19 protein-coding genes are annotated in these 21,725 nt (G+C 56.5%); 9 read left to right on the forward strand and 10 right to left on the reverse strand.

Features of this window, described 5'->3' with window-relative positions; genetic code table 11:
* Positions 1–787, reverse strand: a 787-nt coding sequence (locus K1Y02_11085) for an amidohydrolase family protein (GenBank protein MBX7256895.1), incomplete at its 3' end; no start/stop codon positions are given.
* A 271-nt stretch (positions 788–1,058) separates the two neighbouring features.
* On the opposite strand from K1Y02_11085, the gene K1Y02_11090 reads away from it, so the two are divergent.
* Positions 1,059–2,597: an NAD(P)-binding domain-containing protein gene (locus K1Y02_11090; protein ID MBX7256896.1), complete on the forward strand. Its 1,539-nt coding sequence runs from the start codon at positions 1,059–1,061 to the stop codon at positions 2,595–2,597.
* Here the strand turns inward: K1Y02_11090 and K1Y02_11095 are convergent.
* The 3 genes from K1Y02_11095 to K1Y02_11105 form a co-directional block, all read right to left on the reverse strand.
* Entirely contained in the window at positions 2,576–3,646 is a 1,071-nt protein-coding gene (locus K1Y02_11095) for a DUF4424 domain-containing protein (protein ID MBX7256897.1), read from the reverse strand. The genes K1Y02_11090 and K1Y02_11095 overlap by 22 nt on opposite strands.
* A gap of 86 nt (positions 3,647–3,732) precedes the next feature.
* Complete coding sequence (locus K1Y02_11100; protein ID MBX7256898.1) at positions 3,733–4,863, reverse strand: glycoside hydrolase; 1,131 nt, start codon at positions 4,861–4,863, stop codon at positions 3,733–3,735.
* Between the two features lie 39 nt (positions 4,864–4,902).
* The gene (locus K1Y02_11105; protein MBX7256899.1) at positions 4,903–5,355 is read right to left on the reverse strand and encodes a DUF1569 domain-containing protein; all 453 of its coding nucleotides are present in this window, start codon (positions 5,353–5,355) and stop codon (positions 4,903–4,905) included.
* 275 nt (positions 5,356–5,630) lie between these two features.
* Here K1Y02_11105 and carA point away from each other — a divergent pair, with 275 nt between their 5' ends.
* From carA to K1Y02_11145, 8 genes are all read left to right on the forward strand, one after another.
* Positions 5,631–6,725, forward strand: coding sequence for a glutamine-hydrolyzing carbamoyl-phosphate synthase small subunit (gene carA, locus K1Y02_11110; GenBank protein ID MBX7256900.1), 1,095 nt, complete (start codon positions 5,631–5,633; stop codon positions 6,723–6,725).
* Between the two features lie 241 nt (positions 6,726–6,966).
* Positions 6,967–7,779, forward strand: a complete 813-nt coding sequence (locus tag K1Y02_11115; protein MBX7256901.1) for a sugar phosphate isomerase/epimerase — start codon at positions 6,967–6,969, stop codon at positions 7,777–7,779.
* Between the two features lie 85 nt (positions 7,780–7,864).
* Positions 7,865–9,367, forward strand: coding sequence for a carboxypeptidase M32 (locus tag K1Y02_11120; GenBank protein ID MBX7256902.1), 1,503 nt, complete (start codon positions 7,865–7,867; stop codon positions 9,365–9,367).
* 141 nt (positions 9,368–9,508) lie between these two features.
* Entirely contained in the window at positions 9,509–10,021 is a 513-nt protein-coding gene (locus tag K1Y02_11125) for a hypothetical protein (protein MBX7256903.1), read from the forward strand.
* Between the two features lie 102 nt (positions 10,022–10,123).
* Positions 10,124–10,585, forward strand: a complete 462-nt coding sequence (locus tag K1Y02_11130; GenBank protein ID MBX7256904.1) for a hypothetical protein — start codon at positions 10,124–10,126, stop codon at positions 10,583–10,585.
* A 135-nt stretch (positions 10,586–10,720) separates the two neighbouring features.
* Positions 10,721–11,428 carry a hypothetical protein gene (locus K1Y02_11135; protein MBX7256905.1) on the forward strand — a complete coding sequence of 236 codons (708 nt, stop codon included), beginning with the start codon at positions 10,721–10,723 and terminating at the stop codon, positions 11,426–11,428.
* Positions 11,425–12,246 carry a PIG-L family deacetylase gene (locus tag K1Y02_11140; protein ID MBX7256906.1) on the forward strand — a complete coding sequence of 274 codons (822 nt, stop codon included), beginning with the start codon at positions 11,425–11,427 and terminating at the stop codon, positions 12,244–12,246. The genes K1Y02_11135 and K1Y02_11140 overlap by 4 nt, the downstream gene beginning before the upstream one ends.
* Before the next feature lie 5 nt (positions 12,247–12,251).
* On the forward strand, positions 12,252–12,932 hold the full coding sequence (locus K1Y02_11145) for an SIMPL domain-containing protein (protein ID MBX7256907.1): 681 nt from the start codon (positions 12,252–12,254) through the stop codon (positions 12,930–12,932).
* 19 nt (positions 12,933–12,951) lie between these two features.
* Here K1Y02_11145 and K1Y02_11150 read toward each other — a convergent pair whose 3' ends face one another.
* The 6 genes from K1Y02_11150 to K1Y02_11175 form a co-directional block, all read right to left on the reverse strand.
* Positions 12,952–13,683 (reverse strand): hypothetical protein, encoded by a 732-nt coding sequence (locus tag K1Y02_11150; GenBank protein MBX7256908.1) that lies wholly within the window; start codon positions 13,681–13,683, stop codon positions 12,952–12,954.
* Between the two features lie 301 nt (positions 13,684–13,984).
* Positions 13,985–15,229, reverse strand: coding sequence for an NADP-dependent isocitrate dehydrogenase (icd, locus tag K1Y02_11155; GenBank protein MBX7256909.1), 1,245 nt, complete (start codon positions 15,227–15,229; stop codon positions 13,985–13,987).
* A 33-nt stretch (positions 15,230–15,262) separates the two neighbouring features.
* Positions 15,263–16,840 (reverse strand): phosphoglycerate dehydrogenase, encoded by a 1,578-nt coding sequence (gene serA, locus K1Y02_11160; protein ID MBX7256910.1) that lies wholly within the window; start codon positions 16,838–16,840, stop codon positions 15,263–15,265.
* A 291-nt stretch (positions 16,841–17,131) separates the two neighbouring features.
* Positions 17,132–18,541, reverse strand: coding sequence for a hypothetical protein (locus K1Y02_11165; protein MBX7256911.1), 1,410 nt, complete (start codon positions 18,539–18,541; stop codon positions 17,132–17,134).
* A gap of 104 nt (positions 18,542–18,645) precedes the next feature.
* Positions 18,646–19,977 carry a hypothetical protein gene (locus K1Y02_11170; protein MBX7256912.1) on the reverse strand — a complete coding sequence of 444 codons (1,332 nt, stop codon included), beginning with the start codon at positions 19,975–19,977 and terminating at the stop codon, positions 18,646–18,648.
* Between the two features lie 73 nt (positions 19,978–20,050).
* Complete coding sequence (locus K1Y02_11175) at positions 20,051–21,517, reverse strand: hypothetical protein (GenBank protein MBX7256913.1); 1,467 nt, start codon at positions 21,515–21,517, stop codon at positions 20,051–20,053.
* Positions 21,518–21,725 lie beyond the last annotated feature (208 nt).

A 21,725-nucleotide genomic window follows, 5' to 3' on the forward strand; every position in this document is an offset into this window, starting at 1 on the left:
TCTCCGCGTTGGCATGGAGGAACATCTCCAGCACCTCATCACTTAATCCGAGTGTAGGGACTTGGCCAAGACACACTTCGGGGGTGAGCATGGGATAGTTGGTGCCAAACATGACCCTGGAGCGCCCGCCACTCTTCATATATTGGATGAGTTCGGCGGGGTAACGGCTGGGTTTGTAGGCAGAAGTATCGATGTAGATATTCTCGAACTTGCGCGCGAAGGCGACCAATTCGTTGTGCCAAGGGTATCCGATATGCCCACACACGATTTTCAGATCGGGGAAGTCGAGAGCAACACGTTCAATGTAGAGAGGTTGGCCAGTCTCCGAAGTGCGAAGCGGCCCCGTCAGGCCCACCTGCAGACACACAGGGACTCCGAGTTCCACGCATTCGGCGTATAGAGGGTAGTAGAGAGGATGGGTGCAGGGCAGTTCCCAGAGCCATTGCGCGATGCGCAATGCTTTAAATCCGTGCTCTTTCACATAAGCGCGTAGGGTTCGGACAGCCTCAATCGGATTCCGCAAGTCCACAGACGCCACACCGACAAACAAATCAGGATATGTTCTCACGGCCTGGAGCACCTCTTCATTGCTGATGATTGCGCCGTTGGGACCGTGCCACGCACAGAGAAGTGCCTTCTTCACACCAGCGGCCTGCATCACCCCAGCCGTGAATTCGAGCGGGATGCTTTGGATATCCTGCCCGGCCCACCGCTTGAGCGAAGCAAAGAAGGGCTGAGACAAGAAGATGTCGGTAGGATGTTGAGCCCACACATCGATGACGTGCATGCCGTGTTCCCTTACGGTTGGAATGCGTACACTGTGGCCACCAGTAGCGGGATCAGCCTAGCGAGGCCCGCTTGGACACGTCAAGATATGGATTATGAGATTCCGCATAGCAGTCCCCCTTACCCGAATCCTCACTAGTGACAAAGCAAAGTGATTGCAGGTCCTTGTGACAAGGCCACGCAGATCTTGAACCTCGGTTGTTTGGTGTGCACAATCGGCAATCCACGCTGCAAGGCGTATGCAACACCTACGCGATTTTGAAAGGAAGTCCATGGCAGATGTAGCCATTGTTGGCGCCGGACCTGCGGGTTTGGTGACCGCGAGATACCTGAAATCAGAAGGTTTCGACCCGGTTCTATTCGAACAGGGAGATCGCGTCGGCGGGCAATGGACCGGTGACGCGCGGTACAGCGGCGTGTGGCCATCTATGCGCACCAATACTAGCCGCGTCATGACTGCGTTCAGCGATTTAGACTATCCCGAAGGCGCGCCCGTCTTCCCAACCAACCAAATGGTGCGCGACTATCTTGAAGCGTATGCGGAACAATTCGATCTGCTGCAATCGGTCCGCCTAGGGACGGCCGTTGAGAAGATTGAGCGCGACGCCGCTGCAGAGAAATGGATAGTCCGCAGTAAAAGCCGCGATGGCAAGGCCGCCTGCGAATCATTCAACCATGTTGTCGTGGCTTCAGGGCGCTATCACAAGCCGTTGATACCTGCTGTTCCGGGACTCGACACCTTCGCAGGCAAAGGCGGAGTCTCGCACACGTTTGCGTACAAGAATCCGGAGCAGTACCGAGGAATGCGCGTTGTTGTGGCGGGCTGCAGCATCAGCGCGCTCGAGATTGCGAGTGACCTGGCCATGCTTGGCGCGGCAAGCGTCACGGTTACCGTTCGCAGACAACGGTACGTGTTCCACAAACTGCTGGCCGGTGTGCCCACGGAGCATGTAGCCTTCACCCGGTTTGCGGTACTTGCAGCGGAATGCATGCCGATGGAAGTGGTGGCTGGCGGGCTCAAAGACCTCATCGTCAAAACCAGCGGGAGTCCAGAACAGTTTGGCGCGCCCAAGCCAGCCGACAGCGTTCTTGAAGCAGGGATAACGCAGTGCCAACATTTCCTTCCCTTGGTTGCGGAAGGGCGTATTTGTGTAAGACCGTGGATTCAATGTATTGAAGGCTCCGTCGTTCACTTCATGGATGGCAGTACTGAAGAAGCCGATGCGCTGATCTTCGGCACCGGCTACGAACTAGACCTTCCATTCTTGTCTGACGAGTTGAAGCAAACGTTGAATCCGGATTCGAAGCACATCGATCTTTTTGGCTTTACGTTCCACCCCGACTTGCCCGGGTTAGGATTCGTGGGGCAACTCGATCTAGTCGGTCCGTACTTCCCCGTCCTTGAGCTACAAGCGCGCTGGCTTGCCTACACCTGGAGCGGTGCGATACCTGGACCAGATCGCGAGGAGATGGAAGCAGGACTGGCAGTATGCCGAGCTCGACGCAATGGTCCTTCAGAGGTGCCTATGCATATGGCGGCCATACAGTTTGCGCGCGCGGCAGGCGTTGAGCCCGATGCCGCGCAATGGCCCGGCCTAACACGGGCTCTCTATTTTGGCCCCCTCAGCCCCGCATCGTTTCGTCTACAAGGGCGCGACAGCCTGGCGGACGCTCCACGCCGTACAGCGGAATCGGCAGAGGCCTTTGGGGCTGTGCCCACGCCCGAACTCACTCCCGACCAAAAGCAGCAACTTGACGCTTTGGCAAGCGCGCAGCAAGGTGCAAGCCTTTACTCCATATCCACGGGGTGAATGAAGAGAATCGCCAGGTCCTTGTCCGGCGTGTAGTTGGTGCGCTTCACCTGGAAATGCGTGTCGTCGATCTTCTTTAAGCCGTCAATCGCGGCGGAGATGGCCGATGGGCCTTCTTTGGATTTCGCGATGGTCAGCGTGAAGTCTTTGATAGGGCCATGCCAGTACGCCGCCGTCGTGAGGATGTAATCGACCACCGCAAAACTGAAGCGCTTCTTCGCTTCACGTTGCTTTGCGGCCCACGCGAGCACGCCGTTGTCTATCTCAAAGTACTTCAGGAAATCTGCGCACTTCGAATCGAATTCATCAGTTCCAAACGCAGGCATGTCTTTCCATTGGAGCCTGCCTTCGCTGACCTCCTTGTACCAGGGGTCGAAATGCCACTCGCTGAAGTATCCGGCCTGCGGCACATACTTGTGCTCAATGCGCGTCTCCGCATTGGCAGGAAATGTCTGTTCCCAAATGTATGCGACCTGCACGCCCCACAACGGAGCGACGTAGTCGCCCTCGCGCTGAATGACGCCTTCCTTGATAAGATCGTCCTGCGCGTCCTTGCCAAGTTTCTCTATGTTTTCCCACGCCTTCTCGCACTCACGCAACTCGACATCGTGTTTCGTCAGGATATCGGTGACATCTTTCTTGACGGTGGCTGGTCCCTTCGAATACAGGAACGGCCCTTTCTTTGCCTCGTCGAACAACACCGCGCGTACACGCGTCTCGAAGTCGACGGGCTTGCCGTTCACCTTCACGGAGAACTCTGCGTACATGGGGTCAGAGCATTCGAAATCACCCACATGCCAGATTGGAAGAGGAAACGCGACTTTCGTCTTCACGTCTTCCGAGGAAGTATTTTTGAAAACGTATGCGACGCGGACTTCATCCAGACTTATGAACAAGTCTTCCTTGTCCATGCTGATGACGTCGGACTTCTCGAATTCAATCCCTCCCGCGGGAACGGACGAGAAAGGACCATCGTTTGCGGCGGCAAGACCGCAAATTGCCACGGCCAGAACAACTCCGCGAGACAGATTCATTGATGCGCGAAACATGGTTTACAACCTCCAGCTACCTTGCATTGGCACAGGAGTGTATTGGAATGGATGCACACGGAACAAATCGCAGCAGGAAACGTGACTCAGGGAGCAGGCGCTTCCCAAATCGTCGCCGCAATATAGCGTTCGGGGTCAGGCGCTGAGTGGTAGTAGTAAATCGTCACCAATTTGCCGTCCGGACGCTGCACGGTGCGTGGGTAACCGATGTCCCTGCCCGCGCCGTCGTCGCGCAGATGGATTTCGTCTCCCCACGTCAAGCCGCCGTCGGCACTGATTCGCGCACGCATGCCATAGGGCGCCGCACGATATCCGTACGTTATGCACACGCGACCGTCCTTCAACACAACCATTGCGGGCGGATTGCCTTCGCCGGTGTCGGGCGCGGGCTTGCTGACGAGTTTCCACGTCGCGCCGCGGTCTTCCGAGCGGTATGCATCGATCCAACTTTTGTCGCCTTCCTTAACGCGAATAGCAGAGAGCAGCGAGTTTTCGCCCACCCGGACGGTCGAAGGCATGATGGCGTATCCCGAGGACTCGGGGCCAATCCATCCCACAAAAGTCCACGTCTTTCCGCCGTCCACGGTGCGCGCGCAGAAAGGACGCCCTTCTTTTCCATCGCTCTTCGATGCCGTAAGGAATAGCATGCACTCACTCGGACCGAAGACGATGTAGTCCGTGCGCGCCATGACGCCCTTTTGACCGAAAAGCGGTAGCTTGTAGGGGCCTTGCCACGTCTTGGCGCGGTCATAGGAATAGTAGAATCGCGATTCACCTGCGTTCGCACTCGACATGCGCGCGGTCAACGCGAAACTATCACGCGTAAAATCGATGCCGCCAGGGCTATCCGTAGCGGGTTTAATCGCCAGCCCAGGAATCTCCGTTCCGTGCAACGCTTCGCCTTGCGGAATCAGGAATCCGTGCGCGGCAGGATCTTCGATGGTCCACGTCTCGCCACCATCAAGGCTTCGCGCCAGCAAATGCTCCTCGGGCTTCTCTCGGTCGATGTTGTGCCGCTCAGGACCCAGGTCTTTGTAGTACCCCCGGCTGAACCCCACGACAATTTCATTGCCCCAAATCCAAATACCGTGGTTCGCGGGCCAGCCGCCAAAGCGGCCCTTCTCTTTGTAGACAATTCCGTGCTGTGGCTCCTGCGCCATGATCGGCCCACACGCGAAAACTGGAATGATACACGCAAGTGCCAAGCGGGAATTCATGGACTTACCTTTCTCTCTGTAACCTACTAGTGCCGCCAGCTACAGTCCGAATTGCCGGAAATGGTGCGCGATATGGACACCGTGCACCCGTTTCCAGTATGTGAGTGTGAGCGGCCCCATAAACGGACTGACCGTGGTGCGATTGGGGTCGCGATCGGCAGCCTCCGTGAACCGCTTCAATGCATCGGTCATCAATTTCATCTCAAGACGGAAGTCGTCACTGGGTTCGGGCGTCCACGTGGGCGGAGCCTTAATCTTCCCGCCTGGCCAGCGTGTGAAGACTCGCAGGAACAGCACGCTGAGTATGTGCCGCGAAATGAAGGTACTCCTGTCTTCTTCCACGGCTTCCCCAAGCGAGATTTCGATGGCATAGCGAATGTGCCGTGCCAGACCAGTGGGTGTCAGCTTGCCCCACTTGGGTCGTGTGTCAGCTTTCAATGCCTTAAATCGCTCAAGAAACGTACTTAAAGTCTCACGGCTAAGTTGCATCATACTGCCCGCACTCCGTCTCGGATTTCCGTCACCCACGCTTGGACTCTGACAATAGACGTTCCAGCGGACCCGAATCAAAACATGGCCGGGCAGGTCGAAGCGATGCGGCCTGGCAAGTCTCATATCGGGCACACGGTGCGCGGAATTGCTTGAGTTACCACCGTACTACTACGCGCCGGTTTGACCTTCTCTTTCGGTTTCGGTACTCTTCCCTCCCGACGCTGCGCATAGCCGCGCATATCTGTAACGAAGCAACCGCACACAGGAAACCTTTCGTGAAAGCCACCCTTGCACTTGAGAATGGCGCTGTCTTCGAGGGAACCGCCGTAGGCGCTGAGGGCGAGTCCTATGGCGAACTCGTGTTCAATACAAGCATGACCGGGTATCAGGAGATCCTGACGGATCCATCGTATGCCGGCCAAATCGTTACGATGACCTACCCTCTTATCGGCAATTACGGCGTCAATCCCGAGGACGTGGAGTCGCGCAAGCCCTTTGTCGAGGGCTTTGTCATGCGCGAATGTTGCCATACGCCGAGCAACTGGCGCGCCAAGCAGAGCTTGCCGGAATATCTTAAAGAGCACGGTATCGTTGCCATCGAAGGTGTTGATACGCGCAAGATCACGAAGATGCTGCGTACGGAAGGCGCGAAGAAGTCGGTCATCAGCACCATCGACCACGATCACGACAGCTTGATCAAGAAAGCAATCGCTTCTCAGGACATGGCCGGCAGCGACTATGTAAAAGCCGTCAGCGTGAAAGAAGGCTATGAGTGGAACCCGGGTTTCGAGGGCAAGTACCGGGTCGTCGCCTTCGACTACGGCATCAAGTTCAACATCCTTCGACTCCTGGAAGAGGCAGGCTGTAAGGTGTTCGTACTGCCCGCGACGGCGACCGCGGAAGAGGCGCTCGCGTGCAATCCGGACGGTATCTTCCTTTCTAACGGCCCCGGCGATCCCGCCGCGTTGCCGTACATCTATCCAACGGTTCAGGGACTGTTCGGCAAGAAGCCCATTTTCGGTATCTGCCTGGGCCACCAGATTCTGGGGCATGCCTTCGGCGGCACGACCTTCAAGCTGAAGTTCGGCCATCGCGGCGGCAACCAGCCTGTCATGAACCACATCACTGGGAAGGTCGAAATCAGCGCGCAAAACCACGGTTTTGCGGTCGACCCCGATTCGCTCGATACCTCGAAGGTGCGTATTACGCACACTAATCTTAATGACCGTTCCGTGGAAGGCATGGAGCACCTCGAACTGCCGGTGTTCAGCGTGCAGTACCACCCGGAATCGTCGCCGGGCCCCCACGACAGCCGCTACCTCTTCGCACGTTTCATCAAGATGATGGACGAAGCGAAGGCGAAGAAATAAGCCACCGCCAAGGAATCTGATGCAGTCCTCAGTTACTGCGTTTTCCTCAGAAAGAATCGGTTAGTCGCTCTGCTGCAAATTTGCATTCCAAATGCAAAATTGCACGAACTCAACCCAAGTCTAACATTGTCAATACGTTGTATCGCAGACAGACCTTCTCACCATACCTTGCATGCAATGGAATACATCCTTAAACTCGTTTCAAAACTGTGCCAGAGCAGAAGAGCGGGGAAGTAACATGATGACCGATATCGAACGACTCTGTATTCACACCATGACCACAAAGCCGTGGTCGTTGAAAGAAGCCGCAGATGGCTACACGAATGCGGGCGTGGCCGGAATTACCGTATGGCGGCAACACCTCGAGGCGGCAGGCGTCGCGGAAGGGGCGCGCATCCTCAAGGATTCCGGATTAAAGGTTGTCAGCCTGTGCCGCGGGGGGTTCTTTCCCGCTGACTCTGCGGAAAAGCGACGGGAGGCTATCGACGACAATCGCCGTGCGGTGGACGAAGCGGCGGCTATTGGCGCACCGCTGATTGTGCTGGTGTGCGGAGCCGTGCCGGGCATGCCGTTGAAGGAAAGCCGAAAGTACATCGGTGATGGTATCTCCGAGGTGTTGCCCTATGCAGGGTCGGCAGGAGTTAGGCTCAGCATCGAGCCGCTTCACCCCATGTATGCAGACTCTCGTTCGGCCATTAACACGCTGGCTCAGGCGAACGACATGGTTGAAGCCATTGACAACGCCAACTTGGGAGTGACCGTTGACGTCTATCACCTCTGGTGGGACCCGGATCTTCAGAATCAGATCCGGCGCGCAGGGAGCAGCATCTTCTCGTTCCACGTTTGTGATTGGCTCACGCCCACGCGTGACTTGTTGAACGATCGCGGGCTCATGGGTGATGGGTGTATCAACATTCCCGAGATCCGCGCATGGGTCGAGTCAACAGGATTCGACGGCCCGGTCGAAGTCGAGATCTTCTCCGACGAACTTTGGGCAACGGATCAAGCTGCGTTTTTGGAGAGGATCAAAGACGCCTATTTGAAACACTGCTGATCGGAAACACCCCGCTCTACGATAGGAAAGAGATTGCTGAATAGTCTCCATCGCGTGCCTCACATGGCCATAGATTCAAGAAGGAATAACAATGAGAATCTCGTTATTGCGCGAACGTCTCGGTGAAATTGCCGACATCAATTCGGCGATAGCTTTGCTGCAATGGGATCAGGAAGTCTACATGCCGCCGAAGGCGGCCCACGGGCGCGGGCAACAACTCGCCACCTTGTCCGCTTTGGCGCATCGCCTTTTCACGTCGGCTGAGATCGGCGAGATATTGAGTGCACTGAGCAATTCACTGTCCATCCTTGAGCATGCCGATGCCTGCCTCGTAGAAGTTGTGTTGCACGACTTCGACCGCGCAACGAAGTTGCCTGAGAGCTTCGTGCACGAATTCGCAAAGACGCAGAGCGAGGCGTACGAGGTGTGGGTGCACGCACGGAAGGAGTCGAACTTCTCGCTCTTTGAACCGTTGCTTGCGCGTATCGTCGAGTTGAACCGTCGTAAGGCCGATCTCCTGGGTTTCAAGGAGTCTCCCTACGATGCCCTGCTCAACGAATTCGAGCGAGGTATGACCACAGCGCGCGTAAAGTCCATTTTTGGCGAGCTGGCGCCGAAGCAGAGCGCGTTGGTTGAGCGCATCATGGCGTCTCCCCGGCAACCCGACGTGAAATGGTTAGACCAGGTGTGGCCGACACAAGCGCAATGGGACTTCTCGGAGAAGGTGCTGCGCGATATCGGCTACGACTTCGACGCGGGCCGTCAAGACAAGTCCGTTCACCCGTTCACAACCCAATTCGACGTCACGGACGTGCGAATCACCACGCGCTTGAGCGAAAACGACCTCTTTAGCGCATTGATGGGGTCCATCCATGAAGGCGGCCACGCGCTGTACACGCAGGGGCACGATCCCGCCGACCGCCGCACGCCATTATTGGATGGGGCCTCTCTGGGATTGCACGAATCGCAATCGCGCATGTGGGAAAACATGATTGGGCGAAGTCTCCCATTCTGGAGGCACTATCTGCCCGTGTTTCAAAGCTACTTCCCGGGCCAGTTGGAGAACGTTACAGCGGAGCAGGTATACGCAGCCATCAACCAAGTATGTCCGTCGCTAATCCGTGTCGAGGCTGACGAATGCACCTACAATCTGCACATCATATTGCGGTTTGAAATTGAAGTCGGTCTGATAGAAGGCGCTCTCGACGTGGCGGACGTGCCCGAGATCTGGAATGCCAAAATGAAGCAATTCCTTGGACTCGATGTGCCGAACGATGCGCAGGGTTGTCTACAAGATATCCATTGGTCGCATGGCGCCTTCGGTTATTTCCCGACCTATGCGCTGGGCAATTTGTATGCCGCGCATCTTTTCGAGGCCATTCTTCGCGACATCCCCGACCTGTGGGGACGCGTAGACAGCGGAGACTTCATGCCGTTGCTTGAATGGCTACGAGAGAAGGTCCACAGACACGGCCGGCGCATGCTTGCGGAAGACATCGTCCAAAAGGCAACCGGCAGCAAACCTGATTCAAGCGCGTATCTCCGCTATATCGGAAGCAAGTACAGTGATCTTTATGGGCTAGAGTAGTTAATCTCTTTAAGAGTACTCGACCCGTTTGCTTTCGCAAAATCCCTGGAGTAGAGTAGTTTTTATACTCTGTATGTCTGTCACTCCGGGCGGGGGAATGGCCTTCCAAACCGGACTGAACCATCGAAAGGAATCAAGACAATGAAAGCGTTTGCGACGTTTGTAATGGTAGTACTTGCCGTTGTTGGTTTGACAATGGCTGGTTGCAGCAAGCCTGAAAACAATGCTGGCGGCGCTGGCGTAAGTGCCCCCGCTCCGGCGACTCCCGATGCGAAGCCTGCTGCGGCTCCGGCTGCCCCTGCCGCACCCGAAGCCAAGCCCGAAGTGAAGCCCGAAAGCGCTCCCGCGGCTGATTCCAGCGCAGGCATGTCGGCCACCACGCCTGCCGCGACTCCGGCTGCGCCGGCTGCCGCCGCTGGCGCTCCGTTGACGGCGGAGAGCCTTGTGGGGACGAAGTGGAGCGCAAGTGGAATGACCTTCTCGTTCGAGAAAGATGGCGTGCTGAAAGTAGGCGCCGCGGGTAACGAAATGCAGGGGACCTGGAAGCTTGAAGGCACGGCACTCACGGTTTCGGCCATGGGTCAAGACTTCAAAGCAGAGATTCAAGGCGACAAGATCACGTACGATGGCCAACCGCTTGAGCGTCTTCCATAACCCAAACGACCTGCCACACGATTTGCTTCTATCGGGCTCCCTGTAATGGGGAGCCCGGTTCGTTTATGCTGTCTGCAAACAGCAAGCAGGAGCAGAGTCGACATGATTCCAGAGCGCACGATCCCATTCGTGATGTTGGCAGCGATATTAACGCTGGTGGTCGGATGCGGATCCGGAACGTCAACTCAATCGTCTGCCGGGCAGTCACCCGCCGCGCCCGCACCCGAAGTGAAGGTGCAGAACGGTGAGGCTGCCGCGATCCCTGACGATTTTCCAAAGGATGTTCCGCTGTACAAGGCGATGGACGTGCTCTCCGTGACGACGTTGACGGGCGGGAAGACGTATGTCATTCAGGGAAGCACGCCGGATGCGTTCGAGCAGGTGGACATGTCCATGAAGCATGACGCGGAAGCAAACGGTTGGCAGGAACCGGCGACCGGCAATTCCGTACGCGACACGAAGATGTCCGTCCGTAACTACTCTAAAGAAGGGCGGACCTTGAACATCACGCTCTTTCAGCAGGATGCCAACACCGTCATCAACATATCGACAAACGGCACATGATGCGTAGCCGATTCCCCGAAGTTGTACCTGGCTCCGTATCGGCTGCTATCATTAAGCAAACGCAAACACTCGGGCATTGAGCGGCGTTGCGAGGCGGAGCGGTCCGCAGCGCACGACAAGAGATAGGAATTCAACATGAAGCGCATCGTGGCGATCCTTGCAATAGTCTTGACAATCAGCGCGTGCAAAGCTCCGAAGAAGCCGTGGTCTCCTTACAGCGACGATGGAAGTCAGTCCTCTGAGTCCTCCAGCAGTGCCCCCCTTCCTGTCGCGGCCCCAACGATTGACATAGGTGACGCGGAGCAGGGCATATACATCGAAGCCAAGTTGGCCCCGGAGTCGCAACAGTCCGGCATTAAGGCCGAAGAGCTCCAAGATATCCGCAAGTACGTTACAAAGCTCACGGTCAATGTCCCGGAGACCGGTTCGTCCGAGCTTTGGGTTGACTACTCCCTGCGCTGCTCACGCAATTTTGTGGAGCGGCCCGTGGTCTTGCGCGCAGAGGTGAAGGTGGAAGGTCAGACAGTCGACACAATCGTCGCCGTGCTCGGAGCGAATGCCAAGAAGAATACCTATACGAAGAAGATTAACCTCTTCAAGAACTTCGCCACTCCGCCACCGACTATGCTTGCGACAGTCACGGGGTCGCTCCTGCTGATGCCCGAAGGTGCTGCAGAAGGGTCCATTAATCCGGAAACGGCTGAGTCCAGCATCTCGTCACCGGCCCTGCAGTTCACCTTGGTGCGTGTTAACACCGGTGCGACGGTGAGCGCGGAGGAAGTAACGCAGCCGGAGGCCGTCTCGTCGGAAACGGCCCCACCCGCCGCAGATACGGTTCAATGAACATCGTTTGCATAGGTGCGCATCCCGACGACTGCGAGTGTTTTGCCGGTGGCACCTGCCTTCGCTGGGCCAGTGAAGGGCATAGGGTGCTCTTCGTCTCGACGACTAACGGGGATGCAGGCCATCACGTTATGGGAGGAGGCCCTCTCGCCCAACGCCGCGCCTTGGAGGCGCGCGCGTCTGCTGAGATTGGCGGCATCCATGAGCTAATACTTCCCAACCACGACGGCGAGTTGGAGCCAACACTTGAGCTTCGGAAGGAGATGGTTCGTATCATTCGCCGCTGGGAGGCAGATATCGTCATTACGCACCGCCCCTACGACTACCATCCCGACCACCGTTACACGTCCGTGGCAGTCCAGGATGCTGCATTCATGGTTACCGTGCCTCACTTCTGCCCGGAGATGCCGCGCCTGGAGCGCAACCCGGTCTTCCTCTACATGGCGGACTCCTTTACCAAGCCTGTTCCGTTCCGCGCGGACATAGCGGTGGATATCTCGGAGGTCGTCGAAACAAAACTCGACATGCTGGATGCCATGGAATCGCAGATGTATGAATGGCTGCCTTGGCTTGAAAATCAGGTGGATTCGGTGCCCACGGAGCGCTCCGCGCGACGCCAATGGCTTGCCAAGGCATGGGAACCGTTCTCCCAACGGCTAACCGATCTGAGCCAAGACGCACTGCGATCCTGGTATGGCGAACAGACGGCCAAAGCTGTCGTTCATGCGGAACCGTTCGAGATATGCGAGTATGGGAACCAACCTTCAAAAGAAGAACTGAGACGCCTGTTTCCCTTCTTTCCGGCACGGAGGAAATAATCTCTATGACTATCGTACGCAGGGCGCTCCCGCCGCTCGTGGCGCTCATTGCATGTGCTGTTACGTACGCCCAGGCCGCTCCGCAACCGGCCATGCCTCCCACCACCATCGAAAGCACGGGGAAAGCCACGCTGGACATGACTCCGGATTTCGCCGATTTCACGTTCGTGCACGACTTCAGTGCGGACACCGCCGAGGCGGCCCTCAAATTGGCGTCTCCGCTTGCCGCGTCATTGGAGGAAGAACTCAAGAAGCGCGAGTTGGCTTACCGCGACTGCACTGCCATTGGTCCGGTTCTGCTTTCTCAAGATCCCCCTGCCGCTCAGTCAAGTGTCGTCGTACGGTTTGCACTTGGGACGTTTCAGACTTCCGCGACAGGACAGGAGGAGTTCGGCGCATTGTCTGACAAACTGAAGCAGCTCGGGAAAGACCTGGGATGCGCGGTCTCCAAACCCGTGTTCGCCGTGGCCGACGTAAAGAGCGCGGAATCCACCGCTCTGGGCTCCGCGGTTGAGAACGCGTACGCATGGGGAGAGGGAGTCGCGCGCGTATTGGCGGCAGTGATCACATCGGTGGAAAATGTCCGGGTCGTCGAGGTGAAGTGGGGAGACACCGCCGACCTGAAGCGCATCAGTTGCACGGCAACGGTGAACGTCAAGTACACCGCGGTTGCCGGTCAGTCCTGAGCCCAATACTTGCGGGCGGTCAGTTTACCCCATCTCTCGGCAGACGCATGATGAAGCCCCGCTCGGGGTCATACGTCAGCGTGCCGTGATGGCCTTCCAGAATGGTGCGCGCCGACGGGAGACCTAGACCCAGGTGATCGACGCCCTTCGTCGTGTAGAAGGGGACAAAAATCCGGTCGCGTGCTTCGGGCGCCACACCGGGACCGGAATCTTTGAAAACGATTTCGACATCGTTTCCATCGGTCAGCACATGAATGGTAAGCCTGCGATCCTCGACAAGGGCCAACGCTTCCAGAGCGTTGGAGAATAGGTAGAGCAGCGCTAGCTGCATTTTGGGCAAGTCGATGGAAATCGTACCCAGAGCCGGGGCATAGTCAACCTGCAATTGAACCCTTCCGAATTTGACGTCGAAATTGCGCAGGCTCACCACGCGATCCACCAGGTCTTTCGGCTCGATGAGCCGCACATCGGGCTTTTCGCGACGCGCAATATCCGTCATGGACGTGATGAGCGCGCTTGACTTGTTTACGGCGCCGGCTACTTCGCGCAGCATACGCTGACTTTCCGCGCCCAAAGATGATTCCATGCCGACCAATTCTACGTAGGCAAGGATAGCACCCAGATAGTTATTGACATCGTGCGTAACGCTGTTTACGCACCGTCCCAGCTGCGCAAAGCGAAACAAGCGCAGAATGCGCTCCGTGGCTTCCGGCGAGGACAGGTCCACAATTTCGTTCAATGCCCACCCCATATTCGCCAAACTCCTAACGCAGACTCCTCACGAACACAACCTGCCGTCTTTCGCAATCTTCGCGCTTGCGCGAAATCTGTTAAGAACGCCAGAATCTTCGTCGAACAATGCGTGCGTGAGTAAGTCTCCTGCCATGCCCTCAACACGTGAGCATCTTGCACTGGGCCTCAGCCGATACGGTGCAAGATGCAGGTTGACGGCTGTTCTTGGCGCATCTTGTCATACTTTATGGAATCATTCAAGGTGTATCTTCCGCTAAATCCTCACAGCAAGCCGATAAACCGCGAAGACATTAACCCAATCAGGCTTTTCCCAGATTGTCGATTAGGGCCTGGCCGAACTGGCTGCACTTGACTTCAGTTGCACCTTCCATCAATCGCGCAAAGTCGTACGTGACCGTCTTTGCGGCAAACGTCTTCACCAGCGCCCCAATAATGGATTCGGCCACCTCGCCCCATCCCAAGTAGTCGAACATCATGACACCCGACAGAATAACGCTGCTCGGATTCACTTTGTCCAGATTGGCATATTTCGGGGCCGTACCATGGGTAGCCTCGAAAATCGCTTTCCCCGTCTCATAGTTGATGTTGGCTCCGGGGGCAATCCCGATGCCGCCCACCTGAGCCGCCAAAGCGTCGCTCATGTAATCGCCGTTCAGATTCATCGTGACGACCACGTCGAAATCCTTGGGGCGAGTGAGGACTTGCTGGAGGAAGATATCGGCGATCGTGTCTTTGACGAGGATCTTGTCGCCCGGCTTTCCGCCACAGTCATCCCAACCGATGGCTTTATCCGAGAACTCATCCTTGACAAGTTCATACCCCCACTTGCGAAAGGCCCCTTCGGTGTACTTCATAATGTTGCCTTTGTGCACGATGGTCACGCTCTTCCGATTGTGCTCAATCGCGTACTGCAACGCGGCCCGGATAATCCGGCGCGATCCCGTCCGGCTAATCGGCTTGACGCCGATGCCCGAGTCGGGCCGAACGTTCCACCCAAACGTCTTGTGCACGAATTCGATGAACTTCTTCGCGTCGTCCGTTCCTTCTTCGAGTTCGAGGCCGCCATACACGTCCTCGGTGTTCTCTCGGAAGATCACCATGTCGACCTTTTCCGGTTCGCGCACCGGGCTGGGCACGCCTTCGAAATAGCGTACAGGGCGCACGCACGCGAACAGGTCGAGCTTTTGGCGCAAGGTTACATTGAGACTACGAAACCCGCCGCCAACTGGCGTCGTCAGGGGGCCTTTGATGGCTACGCTGTAATCCTGAATCACGTCCAGCGTCTCTTCCGGGAGGTAACTGCCGCAGACCTGCTGGGCCTTCTCGCCGGCATAGACTTCCATCCATGAGACGGAGCGTTTGGAGCCGTAACAGTGCTTGATTGCCGCATCGAACACGGCTTGCGATGCCCGCCAGATATCAGGCCCGATGCCATCGCCTTCAATGAAGCCGATGATGGGCCTATCGGATACGACCGGACGGCCGGATCCGTTAACGGAAATGCGATCTCCTGCGGGTACGCGAACGAATTTCGTAGCGGGCATGGGGTTCCTCTCAATTCTCAAATGTCAGGTTGACTACACTTCCACGATTCGAGCAGAAAGTACGTGCGGAATGCCGCGAATCTTGCTAAGCAAGGCTTCGTCTACTTCACCGTCGACGTTGATGACGGACGTGGCGCGTCCACCGGCGGCTTCGCGCCCTAACGAGAAGTTGGCGATGTTGACGCCCGCCTCGCCCAAGGCAGTCGCAACGCGACCGATAACCAGCGGTTTGTCCTCGTTGACGCTTATTACCATCTTGGCGACGAGTTCCGCATCCACACGCGCACCGTCAATGCTGCAAATGCGCGGTTCCAGGTTGTTGAACAGCGTGCCGCAGATTTCGCGCGATTCCTGATCCGTGCGCACATTGACGCGAATCTGGAATGCATAGTCGGACGGCTTTGCGCTGCGCGTCTCGCTGAAGTCAATTCCGTACTCTTTGAGCAGCGTCGGCGCGCTCACTACGTTTACGGTCTCGACCAGCGGCTCCAGGAATCCGGTGAGAATCGCTGCCGTAATCGGGTAGGTATCGGATACAACCAATTCGCCTTCGTATGAAATCTGAATCGCATTCGGACGGCCTTGCATGTACTGCGACATGAATCGGCCGAGGCGCTCCGCAAGCGTCAGCATCGGCTGCAATTGCTTGCGCGTCTCCGCGTCCAGGCTCGGCACATTGACTGCGTTCACAATCGCGCCGGTGGAGAGGTAATCCACGATTTGGTTGGCAATGTCAACCGCCACCGTAAGCTGCGCTTCATCGGTCGAGGCCGCAAGGTGGGGAGTCATGACGATGTTATCCAGTTCGAGGAACGGATTGTTCTCGAATGGTTCCGACGTGTACACGTCCAACGCGGCCCCTGCGATTACCTTGTTCTTGAGGGCTTCGGCCAGATCCTGCTCATTGACCATGCCGCCCCGGGCGCAGTTGACGATACGGCAGCTCGGCTTCATCCGTTTAAGCTGCTCCATGCGGATCATGTCATTGGTTTCTTTGGTCTTTGGCGCGTGGATGGTAATGAAATCGGAACGTTCGATAAGCTCATCGAGCGTTACGAGTTCGACACCAAGTGCTTCCGCCTTAAGCTTGGTCAAGATCGGGTCGTAGACCAGAACCTTCATCTCGAACGCCATAGCTCTCTTCGCCACCGCGCCGCCGATTCGGCCTGCTCCCACAATGCCCAGGGTCTTGCCAAACAATTCGGCGCCCATGAACTTCTTGCGATCCCAGCGTCCGGCAACCATCGATCCGTGCGCGGCGGGGATATTCCGGCACAGCGATAGCAACAGGGCAAACGTATGTTCGCACGTGGAGATTGTGTTGCCGCCGGGCGTATTCATGACCACGATGCCCTTCTTCGTGGCAGCTTCCTTGTCAATGTTGTCGGTGCCGGCTCCGGCGCGGCCGATGACTTTGAGCCTGGATGTCTTCTCAAGAGCCTCGGCGGTCACCTTGGTGCCGCTGCGCACGATCATTCCGTCGTATTCGTCAATGATGGCCGCGAGCTCGTTCGGCTTCTGAGCGGGCTTCACGTCGACTTCGAACTGCGCTTTGCGCAGGATTTCGACGCCTTCCTGGCTTAAGTTATCAAGTGCAAGAATCTTAGGCATGATGACGTTCTCCTTGAACCTCGCTTCCCCCAGTCGGTCGCAAAACGCCATACGAGGTTACGATACAGCAGGTGTCGCGCGTGAGTCCGGCCTGACCTCACCGAACCCGTCGCTCCGAGGGATCTCCAATTCGCGACGCCGCAGCAGCATCGTCCCTCAATGGACGGCAGCCCCAAAGCCGCCAAATTTTCACCGGAGCGTAGCAGAGCACCCATGACTTTTTCAAACAGAGGGCGGGGCGCGGCCACTTTGGGAACCCGCGCCCCGCCAGGAATTTCAGGAATTCCCCGCCTATTCTGTCGGCTCAGGGAAGAAGAAATCGTTCGTGTCGATGCTTACGGGGTTTACGAAATCCTTCAGCGAGGGCAGTACGAAATCCGCCGGCCTCGGCACGGTCAAGGTGTCGGCATCGTAGAAGATGTGGACATCTCCGTAATCCGAGCAGCACGAAGGACCACCACTTGCCACGAACAGCACATCCTTCTCATTGGAGAGACAGGTCGCGCGTCCGATCTGCGAATTGGTGTCATCGAAAGACATCGCCGCGTTCTGACCCGTTACGATTTCTTTACCGGGACGGAATGCCGTCATGCCCAAGCCGTCTTCCACACTTTTCTTCTGGCCAATGTACTCATAGGTAGCGCCGACGTAAAGCGTGTCGCCGAGCAGTTTCATGTCACCCTGCTCGCCAATATTTCCGGTTGTGCGGCTGATGACCGCACTGGGGACTTGTCCTTCCACGAGGCTGTCCGCATTATCGAACACGAACATGATGCCCGCGACGGTCGTCACATAAAGTCGATTCTCGAACACATCGACGCGCCACGGCCTCACATCATCGATATTGAGGAAGGAGTCGCCGTACAGAACCACCGACGGCTCAAAAGGATTGCCTCCCTTAATAATCGTCTGGAGGTCGGCTATACGCTGAGGGATGTCCTCAAACACGAATACAGCGCCCGTGAACGGATTGCCACCCTTAAATAAAAAGCCGCTTGACGCCACGTAGAGCGTGTTCTTCTCGACTTCGATACCTGCCGCTCCGGGCACATCAAACTCGATGGTTGGCGTATCGCCGCCGCCGGGCACAATCGCACCCGCATTGTCGAACACCTCAACATATCCGCCGATGAACTGCTTATCCTCATTCTGGAACCCGCATTCGCCGGACGAGTTTGACACATACAGCCGGTTATCCACGTTCAGAATTTCAATTGGGCGGCAGATTCCGCTGGTCTCTGAATCCAAGAGCACATCGGGCGGAATGGAGCTGCTTCCCTTGGCCGCAGACGCCAAAACGCGATAGTCGCGCCAGATCGCAACCGTGCTGCTGCCGTAATCGGCCGAATACAGGTCGTTGCCGGTAAAGTCGCCCGTCAGTTGAAGACTAATGGGGTACTCGATAAACGGCAGGTCGACGCCGCTAAAGACCAAATCCGGGTCTTGCAGACTTCCTTCCGTGAGCACATTGTTGTACACGAGAATCTGGGGTGGCGCGGGAGTGTCGAGACCTTTCTTGAATAGCTCGAGCCCGATATCCCCAACGGCCAAATCGACGTTTCTGAATACGATACTCGGCGGCGAGTCAGTCCCTGGGGGACACCCGACCGCAATGAAAACGACCGTGGCAGCCGCGGCTAGCGTTAGGGAGGTTATTCCGCCCCAACGCATTCTCTCGAGTAGTGTGGGCTTCCCATTCATTTCGTCCGCTCCTTCTCGAAACCTACGTTTCGATATTCCTTCTGCCGCGGAGCTTACGCGTCCACGCGCAGTATGCTTCACAATTGCCCCGTCCACACCCATCCTTAAGGTGTCGGCTCGGAGGTCACGAAATCGTTTGTGTCGATGCTAATCGGATTCACGAAATCCTTCAGCGCCGGCAGCACGAAATCGGCCGGACGCGGAATCGATAGTGTGTCCGCATCGTAGAAGATGTGAACATCGCCCATGTAATTGCAGCAATCGAACCCTCCGGTTGCCGCAAACAGGACGTCGCGCTCCGCGGCGAATCCGGATACCCACGGGATCTGGGAATTCGACACACTAAAAGATACCAGCGCGTTTTGGCCCGACTGAATTGCCAACCCAGGACGGAATGCCGTCATGCCAATATCGTATGCCTTGTCTAAACCGCCATCGTTGGCGACGTACAAGGTATTGTCGAGCATCTTCATATCGCCCGCATATCCCACGGTGCCCGTAGTAGGCGCGATCACAGCCGACGGGGCTTGGCCGTCAATCAGTGAATCGGCATTGTCGAATACGAAGAGAATACCTTCGTTAGTGGTGACATAGAGGCGATTGCCGAACACATCGACGCGAACCGGGCTCAAGTCAGGCAGATTGAGGAACGAATCGTCGCTCAGGACTGCGGACGGCGCATAAGGGTCGCCGCCTTTGGGAGGGAGCTGAACGTCGGCGAGCCGTTGCGTCATATTGTCGAACACATACACTGAACCGGTGTCGAATCCGCAGCAGAAACTGTAGGCGGCTACATACAGCGTGTCGTTCACTACCGCGATACCCTGAGCATGGGGAACGTCGAACATGATAGTCGGGAGATCGCCCCCGCCTTCGACGATGGCGCCGGCATTATCGTAGACTGACACGTAACCGTCCACAGGCTGCTTTCCGCCTTGTTCAAAACAATCGCCATACGTATTTGAGACATACAAACGATTGTCGACTACCAGAATCTCAAAGGGATCGCATACTTCTTCTTCTATCAACACATCGGGTTGCGGAGAACTAAACCCTTTGGCATTCAGATCGCGGTAATCGCGCCATATCGCCACGACATCTGTGAAGTAATCGGAGACGTACAAGTCGTTTCCCGTGAAGTCCCCAGTCAACTGGATGCTATTGGGAGCCTCCATGAAGTCGAGGTTCTCGCTCGACAGAATCACGTCAGGGTCCTGTTTGCTCCCTTCGGTGAGCACGTTGAAATACAGCAGTACCTTGGAACTGTCGGCGTCGAGCTCCTTGCCAACGGACTGCAGTGCCAGATCGCCCACGGCCAAGTCCACGTTTCTCAGAAGAATGGAGGGCGGCGAGTCCTTTCCCGCCGGACATCCGATTCCTGCTACGCCGAGCGCTACCGCTACAAGCGCGAGCGCCGCTATACGCCACCCTACCATTGGTCTTCCTCTCTTGATGTGTTCCCTGTTCATAACACAAGCTCCTTCATTCATGGATGAATCAGTCCAACCGTCACGGAACAGGTGTCGGACTGAAGTAGTCGTTCGAATCGATTGCCACTGCGGTAGCAAAGTCCTTGTACGCCGGCAGAACAAAATCCGCGGGCCGCACGATGGAAAGTGTATCGGCGTCGTAGAAAATGTGGACATCACCCGACGGTATTCCGCAGCACTCTCCAAGTCCGCTCGCGACGAAGAGCACATCCTTCTCATTCGCCATCGCAGTAACTTCAGAGATTTGCGAGTTGATCGTGTCGAAAGCCAGGAGCGCGTTTTGGCCCGACTCGATTTCGAGACCCGGGCGGAACGCAGTTAAACCGGGCCATTCGGCTTTGAGCGCGTTGGACGGCTGATTCAAGGACTTAAAGAAGCCGCCGTTCGGATAGGGGAAGTACCCATCTCCGACGTACAGCGTATTGCCAACCATCTTTAGGTCGCCCAAATACCCAACGGTTCCGGTCGTATATGCAATTACCGCAGACGGTTCCTGGAAGTCGACCAAGTTGTCGGCGTTGTCAAACACATAAAGGCCGAAGTAACCAAGCACAAAGAGCCGGTTCCCCCACACATCGCAGCGGTAGGGGTATTCCCCGCTTGGCAGATTCAGGAAGGACGGACCGGCGAGTACCACGGATGGCTCTAGTGGATCGGTGCCTTTTGTGCCGCCGTTCACCGTCTCAATGCGCCCAGGAATGTCTTCATACACGTACACGGCGCAATCGGTGGACGTGGCTGAGAAGGGGAAGTTGGAGTTCGTTCCCGCGCTACACACGTAGAGGTTGTCGCCTACAACTGCAATGCCTCTCGGCGACGGGAGGTTTAAGAGCAACGTGGGTTCCAATGGTCCGCTTTCCACCAAGGCACCGGCGTTGTCGAAGACAAGCACTCCCTCTGAACCTATGCCTGGGCCTTTGGTTGGATTAAGACACTCGCCACCGCCGTTGGAGACGTACAGACGATTGTCAACGTTCAAGATCTCGAACGGATCGTCAACAAAAGACGAATCGCAATCCAGCACGACATCCGCAGGCGTGGAAACTTGGCCCTTGGCATCATCGACGAGATCGCGATAGTCCCTCCAGATCTGAACGGTGTCACTGCCATCGTCCGCGACATACAGGTCGTTTCCGGTGTAGTCACCCGTCAACTGAATACTGGTGGGTGCTTGAATCAAGGGATTGTCATCGCCACTAAACACCACGCTCGGATCCTGCAGACTCCCCTTCGTGAGCACGTTGAAATACAGGAGAATCTGTGCGAATTGGAACCCCTCTTCAGCGCCGGCTTTGTCAGAGACTTCGCCAAGGCCCCAATCCCCGACAGCCAGATCCACGTTGCGCAGAAGTACACTTGGCGGAGAGTCTTTTCCCGGTGGACAGCCTATGCCTGTCACCGCAAGTAGGATAGAAACGACTGCTATCGCGGAAAGTGCCGCGATGCGCTTCGCCCTTCCTGCATGGTTCATAGAAATCAAGTTCATGGCCACACATCCTCCAGCTTTGCAGCGGACTGTGGCACGCTTTGGAAAGCGGCACGTAAGGCTTAGCCTCATGGACACACCGCAGACGGTCAGCGCGCCTTGCAATCGCACTGCTTTAGATCTTCCAGAACCCTACCGGTTTATGATGCAGAATTCTATGACGAATAGCAAGAGAAAACATGGCGCGAATGTGAACTTCGGCTCATCT

The organism is Candidatus Hydrogenedentota bacterium (assembly GCA_019695095.1).
Classification (GTDB): Bacteria; Hydrogenedentota; Hydrogenedentia; order Hydrogenedentales; family SLHB01; genus JAIBAQ01.

Excerpts from the sequence above, each read along its gene's own strand:
- K1Y02_11090 (MBX7256896.1), top strand. The coding sequence starts at position 1,059 with ATGGCAGATGTAGCCATTGTTGGCGCCGGACCTGCGGGTTTGGTGACC.
- K1Y02_11095 (MBX7256897.1), bottom strand. The coding sequence starts at position 3,646 with ATGTTTCGCGCATCAATGAATCTGTCTCGCGGAGTTGTTCTGGCCGTG.
- K1Y02_11100 (MBX7256898.1), bottom strand. The coding sequence starts at position 4,863 with ATGAATTCCCGCTTGGCACTTGCGTGTATCATTCCAGTTTTCGCGTGT.
- K1Y02_11105 (MBX7256899.1), bottom strand. The coding sequence starts at position 5,355 with ATGATGCAACTTAGCCGTGAGACTTTAAGTACGTTTCTTGAGCGATTT.
- K1Y02_11115 (MBX7256901.1), top strand. The coding sequence starts at position 6,967 with ATGACCGATATCGAACGACTCTGTATTCACACCATGACCACAAAGCCG.
- K1Y02_11125 (MBX7256903.1), top strand. The coding sequence starts at position 9,509 with ATGAAAGCGTTTGCGACGTTTGTAATGGTAGTACTTGCCGTTGTTGGT.
- K1Y02_11130 (MBX7256904.1), top strand. The coding sequence starts at position 10,124 with ATGATTCCAGAGCGCACGATCCCATTCGTGATGTTGGCAGCGATATTA.
- K1Y02_11135 (MBX7256905.1), top strand. The coding sequence starts at position 10,721 with ATGAAGCGCATCGTGGCGATCCTTGCAATAGTCTTGACAATCAGCGCG.
- K1Y02_11140 (MBX7256906.1), top strand. The coding sequence starts at position 11,425 with ATGAACATCGTTTGCATAGGTGCGCATCCCGACGACTGCGAGTGTTTT.
- K1Y02_11145 (MBX7256907.1), top strand. The coding sequence starts at position 12,252 with ATGACTATCGTACGCAGGGCGCTCCCGCCGCTCGTGGCGCTCATTGCA.
- K1Y02_11150 (MBX7256908.1), bottom strand. The coding sequence starts at position 13,683 with ATGGGGTGGGCATTGAACGAAATTGTGGACCTGTCCTCGCCGGAAGCC.
- icd (MBX7256909.1), bottom strand. The coding sequence starts at position 15,229 with ATGCCCGCTACGAAATTCGTTCGCGTACCCGCAGGAGATCGCATTTCC.
- serA (MBX7256910.1), bottom strand. The coding sequence starts at position 16,840 with ATGCCTAAGATTCTTGCACTTGATAACTTAAGCCAGGAAGGCGTCGAA.
- K1Y02_11165 (MBX7256911.1), bottom strand. The coding sequence starts at position 18,541 with ATGAATGGGAAGCCCACACTACTCGAGAGAATGCGTTGGGGCGGAATA.
- K1Y02_11170 (MBX7256912.1), bottom strand. The coding sequence starts at position 19,977 with ATGGTAGGGTGGCGTATAGCGGCGCTCGCGCTTGTAGCGGTAGCGCTC.
- K1Y02_11175 (MBX7256913.1), bottom strand. The coding sequence starts at position 21,517 with ATGAACTTGATTTCTATGAACCATGCAGGAAGGGCGAAGCGCATCGCG.